The 6388-nt window shown below is 61.1% G+C and carries 2 protein-coding genes; both read left to right on the top strand.

Annotated elements, in window-relative coordinates; all coding sequences use genetic code 11:
- Positions 1-497 precede the first annotated feature (497 nt).
- Entirely contained in the window at positions 498-2273 is a 1776-nt protein-coding gene (locus NOM06_RS20605; protein ID WP_255913007.1) for an autotransporter assembly complex family protein, read from the top strand.
- 61 nt (positions 2274-2334) lie between these two features.
- Positions 2335-6135 (top strand): translocation/assembly module TamB domain-containing protein, encoded by a 3801-nt coding sequence (locus tag NOM06_RS20600; RefSeq protein ID WP_255913006.1) that lies wholly within the window; start codon positions 2335-2337, stop codon positions 6133-6135.
- The last annotated feature ends 253 nt before the right edge of the window (positions 6136-6388 follow it).

Genomic DNA, 6388 nt, shown 5'->3' with positions numbered 1-6388 from the left:
CACCTTGCGTTACTGACGCTGGCTTGCGCCGTGATCTGCTCGCGCTTCGCTGAGAGGTTTTGTTAGCGGCTCTTAATCACCCGCTACGGCGGGCTTTGGCGTGTGTCGGGCCTGTTAAACGGTGAGGGTGGGGCGATGCCGACAAACTCTGTCGTGGTGGGTTTCTGGTGGTAATGAGAGGGGGGAAAGGTGACAAAGGCGGCCTGACGACCAAGTGAACCTTGTTCAGGGCGGGTCAGCTCGCCCTCATCATGAAAGCGGGCGGCGTCATTGTCAGCAAAATGTGTGATTTGTGGTCAACCTCTTAAAAGATATGGCGAATTTGCCAATGGCGCCGCGCTGTCGCTGGCCGATGCCTATGTTAGGATAAGGTTCGCCATTTTTCTGGCGCGCATTATTGTGTCACGGCCATGCACTGCATGGCGTGCTGCGCCGCATTCGGGGTTGGCCCGAAAGGGCGCTGGTTTCCTTCACCACAGATTCAGGAATATTGACCTTTGACAGGATGCATTTCATCCCTGCTGGCAGGGCGTTCACTGTCCGGCCCTGCGTTTCGCCGCGGCCTGCGGGTACTGGGGGTGGGCCTGTTGCTGTCGCTGCTGGCTTCGCCCGCGTTTGCCGCCAAGCTCACCTATCAGGTCAAGGGGTTGAAAGGGGAGAACAAGGATAACGTTGAAGCCTACCTCAATGCCCTGCCGGTCTATCAGGAGCGGCAATACCGCCCGGCTCGAGCCAAAATCACCGAGAGCGTGCAAAAGGCGCTGCAGGTTTATGGCTACTACCAGCCGAAAATCACCCTGAGTCGCGACAAGAAAACCCCGTCCAAAGTGGTGATTGAGGTGGACAAGGGGGAGCCGGTCATCGTCTCCCGCCTCGATATTCTGCTGGAGGGGGATGCGGGCAGCGATGAGCTCTACAGCGCCCTGCTGGACAAGTTGCCCCTCAAAGAGGGTGAGCCCCTCAATCACGCCAAATATGAATCCATCAAGGCCGATCTCGGCAGCCTTGGACTGGCCCGCGGTTACTTTGATGCCAAGCTGAGCAAGAGTCAGGTCAAGGTGTTTCCGGACAAGGGGACGGCAGAGATCTTTATTCTGTTCGAATCGGGCCATCGCTACCGTTTCGGCGAGATCCGCTACGATGCCACCCCCGAAGCGCTTCACCTTATTCGCCCGCTTATCAACATCAAGAGTGGCGATCCCTATCTCGCCATCCGTCTGGCCGAGATGTCGCAGGATGTCTCCTCCACCAAGCTGTTCCGTCAGGTCGATATCAAGCCGGTATTGAGCGAGGCGAGCAACTATCGGGTACCCATCGCGGTGACGCTGGATAACCGGGTCGATCACGAAATCGAGACCGGTATCGGTTATGCCACCGACGTAGGCCCGCGGATGAGTGCCACCTGGGAGAAGCCCTGGGTCAACCGCTATGGCCACCGTCTGTTTGCCACCGCCAAGGTGTCGGCGCCGGAGGCAGAGCTCAGCTTCGACTATCAGATCCCGGTGGGCAACCCGCTGCGGGACTACTACTCCATCCAGACCGGCTACCAGTACAAGGACAACAACGATACCCGCTCCGATCTCACTACCATCGGTGTGCACCGCTGGACGCGGCGGCCGGAGAGCTGGGATCGGGACGTCTTTATCCGGCTGGAGAACGAGATCTATACCCAGGGCGCCGACGAGGGGAACAGCTTGCTGCTGATCCCCGGGGTCTCCTGGTCCCGGCTGCGGGTGCGCGGCACCCTGGTGCCCGACTGGGGGGATCGCCAGCAGTTGACGCTGGAGTTCTCCGACCCCAGATGGGGCTCCGACATCAGCTTTATGCGGGTGTGGGGGCGCAGCAAGTGGCTGCGAACTCTTGGTGATAACCACAGATTCCTGATGCGGGCAGAGCAGGGGGCCATCATAGGTGACAGCTTCTCGCTGGTGCCGCCGTCCTTGCGCTTCTTTACCGGTGGCGATCAGACAGTGCGCGGCTTTGGTTACGAGAGCATCTCCCCCACTGGGCCGGATGGCAAGCTGACCGGTGGCCGCTACACCAGCGTGGCCAGTCTGGAATACAACTACCGCTTCAGCGAGAAGTGGCTGGGGGCCATGTTTGTGGATGGCGGCACCTCCACCACCGATTACAGTGAGCCCTGGAAAATAGGTACCGGCGTCGGTGTGCGCTGGGTCACCCCCATCGGTCAGGTCAGGTTGGATCTGGCGGTCGGGGTATCGGAGGAGGAGAAGCCCTTGCGGCTGCATTTCGCATTGGGGCCTGAATTATGATGTTGTCTAAACGCTTTTTTCTTTGGCCGCTGCGGCTGTATCTTGCGCGGGGGTCTGCATTGTGATCTGGCTAAAACGTATTTTTCTTTGGCTGATGGGGCTGGTGTTCCTGCTGCTCATCGGCGTCAGCCTGCTGGGTTTTACCCATCAGGGCAACAAGTGGTTGTGGCAACAGGCCAAAGGGGCGCTTCCTTCTCTCAAGGGGGAGCTGGTGGCCGGTCAGCTTGGCTATGGCTGGACCCTGGAAGGGGTGGGCTGGCAGGATGAGCTGGTGGATGTCACTGTGGATCGCGCCGTGCTCGACTGGGATCTCGGCAAGTTGCTGCAGGGCAAACTCTGGATCAAATCGCTTGAAGTGACTCATCCGGTGGTGAAGGTGGCTGACTCGGAGCCTGCACCGGAAGAGCCTTCCGAACCCTTTGTCTGGCGCCCGCTGCCACTCAAAATTCAGGTCGACAGCCTCAAGGTAGCCGATCTCGATCTGGCGGTGCCTGGTGTGGCTGTGACCCTGGGGTCCCTCGATATCGGCGCCACCCTCAATCGCAAGGGGCTGATTGTACGCGGCCCGGTGCTCGATAACCTGAAGGTGACGCTGGATGATGCGGCACCCGCCAGCGCAGCCAAATCTGCCAAGCAGCCGGCCGCTAACGAGAAGCAAGCCGGTGCTGCGGTGGCGCGCAACGACAAGGCCAGCGCCAAGACCGTCAAACAGGGCAAAGGGACGCCAGCTGCGAACACGGCAAAGGCTGCCCCCATTCTCCTGCCCGCCATTCATCTTCCTTTCCCCATCCAGCTGGAAGGGGTCAGCGCGACCCAGGTGCAATATAAGCAGGGCGAGCTGATCGAAGGGCTCGACAAGCTGCTGCTGTCGGCCACTGCTGCCGACGATCGCATCGAGGTGCGCGAGCTCTCGCTGCGCCACTCCATGGCCGATCTGGCGCTCAAGGGCCATATCCAGCTCAGTGACGACTACCCGCTGGCGGTGACGCTGGATGCCAAGGCCCGCAAGGGGCTGCTGGATGGCGAGCTGCAGGGTGAGCAGGCCACGCTGGCGTTGAACGGTTCGGTTGGCAAGCTGGGGTTGGCGTTGTCGGCCAAGGGGCCGGTTGCCGCCAATCTCAAGGGCTCGCTGGCCGCGCTCGACCCAGATCTGCCCTTTGATCTGGCCCTCGACTGGAAGAGCCTCGGTTGGCCTCTTCACAAGCCTGCCAAAGATGAGCCGAGCTATCGGCTGGATAAAGGGAGCCTGACTGCCAAGGGCAAGCTCTCCGGCTATCAGTTTGCCCTCAATACCTCCGGCAAGGGGACCGATGTCCCCCCCTTCAAGCTTGCGCTGGATGGGAAGGGGGATCTGGAGCGGCTCAGCAAGATCGCCTTGCAGCTCAACGCCCTCAAGGGGGAGCTGAAGCTCGATGGCAAGCTCGCCTGGAACAAGGGGATCGAGTGGCAGGGAACCACCCTGTTCAAGGGGATCAATCCGGCCGAGCTGCTGCCCGAGCTGAAAGGGACGTTGGCCGGTGAGCTGGAGAGCCGTTTCGTGATGAACGAAGCGGGCCACTGGGAGCTGAAACTGCCCAAGCTCAAGGTGGATGGCAAGCTCAACCAGTACCCGCTGGCCCTCAAGGGGGAGCTTAGCGGCAACGACAAGATGGAGTGGCTGATCCCGGCGCTCTCGCTCCAAAGTGGCCCCAACCAGTTGCAGGCCAAGGGCAGTATCAGCAGCGCCCAGTGGAAGCTCGATGCCAACCTGCAGGCTCCCCAGCTGGGGGGCATCTATCCCGGCCTGAAAGGGGATATCAAGGGGCAGGTGAAGGTCAGTGGCAATCAGCAGACGCCAAAAATCGATGCAGATCTGGCCTCCGACCGGCTCTACTATGCCGGCACCGACCTGAAGGGTATTAGCCTCAAGGGCAATGCGGTGATCGGCGCCAAACCGGCCGGTGAGCTCGCGTTGTTGGTGGCGCAGCTGAAACAGGGTGAGACCAAGCTCAGCCAGCTGGCCCTGAACCTCAGCGGCGATATCAGTCAGCATCTGTTGACCCTGACCATGAAGGGTGACCCTGTTGCGGCCAACCTCAAACTGGGTGGCGGCGTGCGCGGGGATCACTGGCGCGGGGCGCTCTCCGAGTTGCGGCTGAAAACTCCGCTGCGCCGTTGGGACTTGAGCTCCCCCTGGGCACTGGATCTCGATCTGCCGCGTCAGCGGCTGGCGATGGGGGATCTTTGCCTCGGCTCCCAGGGGGCCAGCCTCTGCGTCAAGGGGAGTCAGGTCTCCGCTGCACAGGGCACTCTGGAGTTTGCCCTGAGCGAGTTTGATCTCAAGCGGCTGCGCCCCTGGTTGCCGGACAACTTCCGCTGGCAGGCGATGCTCTCGGCCGATGGCCGCGCCAGCTGGCGTGGCAATCAGCCGACCCTGCATGCGGTGGTGCGCACCACGCCGGGCACTTTTGTGGCAGATGGTCTCAAGACCGACTATCAGCAGCTGGCACTGGCCCTGGATTTCGAGCGGCAGCAGGCGGCCATTCGCCTCGATTTTGCTTCCAAGCAGATCGGCAATATCGATACCGATCTGCTGATCAGGGAGCCTGCCGGTCGCGGTCTGCTCGGTGGTCAGCTCAAGTTTGACGATCTCAAGCTCAATACCTTTGCGCCGCTCATCCCTGAGGTGCGCTCCCTGCAAGGGATCATCTCCGCCGATGCCCGTTTCGACGGCACCCTGGCGGCGCCCCTGCTGTTTGGTCAGCTCAATCTGCGTGACGGTGAAGTGCAGACCCACTCCGACATGGTGACCCTGACCAAGCTGGTGACCCGCCTCAAGATCGAGGGCAACCGCGCCGAGCTCGATGGCTCCATGCTGGTGGGCAAGGGGCCGCTGGCGTTGGGCGGCTGGCTCAGCTGGGCCAAGATGCCGGTCAGCGGCAGCCTCACCATTCAGGGCAAGGATCTGGAGGCGCAATATCCGGGCATGGGCCGGGTAAGAGTCTCGCCCGATATCGCGGTGTCGCTGGGTGAGGAGACCCGGATTACCGGTCAGGTGGATATTCCCTGGGCACGTATTTTGGTCAAGAGCTTGCCGGATTCGGCGGTGGCGGTCTCAGACGATGTGACCGTGGTCTATGACGATCTGCCCCCTGCTCCCAAGCAGGCAAGTCTGCCGCTGGCGATGAAGGTGGCGATCCGCCTTGGCAACGATGTGAAGCTTGATGCCATGGGGCTGAAGACCGATGTCTCCGGCGGTCTCAATATCCGTCAGGATCCCGAGAAGCCGCTGGCAGGTAACGGCCAGCTGGTGCTGACCAACGGCCGCTTCAAGGCCTATGGTCAGAACCTCATCATCAAGGAGGGGCGGATCCTCTTCTCCGGTCCGCTGGATCGGCCCTTCCTCAACATCGAGGCCAACCGGGATCCCGATACCATCGAAGGTCAGGTGACGGTCGGGGTGCGGGTGACCGGCCCTGCCAGCAAGCCTGAGATCACTGTCTACTCCGAACCGCAGATGGCGCAGTCGGAACAACTCTCCTATCTGCTGCGCGGCAAAGGGTTGCAGACCGGCGGTGAGGATGGTGGTTTCAACGGCCTGCTGGTAGCCGGTGCGGTGAGCCAGGCCAACGGCGTGGTGTCGAGTATCGGCGAGTCGCTGGGGATGAGCGATGTCTCCCTCGATACGGCGGGCAGTGGCGACAACACCCAGGTGACTCTGTCGGCCTATCTGCTGCCGGGCTTGCAGTTCCAGTACGGGGTCGGGGTTTTCAGCCCCATCGCCGAATTCAAGCTGCGCTACGAGGTATTGCCACGGCTCTATCTGCAGGCGATGAGCGGGGTGGCTCAAGCGGTCGATATCTTCTATCGCTTCACCCTGTAACGCTTCATCCAGTAACAGGGCTGATATGAACGTAAACGGGAGGCGCAGGCCTCCCGTTTTTTTATTGCGCGATCGGCTGCAGGTAAATGGCGATAAGGGACTGGAGTGCAGAGGGAGAATGGATTGCGGCGGGCTATAAATGCGAAAACCCGGCGCCAGGCCGGGTTTTCTGAATGATGGTGGAGGGAGAAGGATTCGAACCTTCGAAGGCAGAGCCGTCAGATTTACAGTCTGATCCCTTTGGCCGCTCGGG

It is taken from the genome of Aeromonas sp. JL9, from assembly GCF_024436075.1.
In the GTDB taxonomy this organism is placed as follows: domain Bacteria; phylum Pseudomonadota; class Gammaproteobacteria; order Enterobacterales; family Aeromonadaceae; genus Aeromonas; species Aeromonas veronii.
Note: the sequence above shows the minus strand (reverse complement) of the source record. Positions and strands in the feature narration are given on the sequence as shown.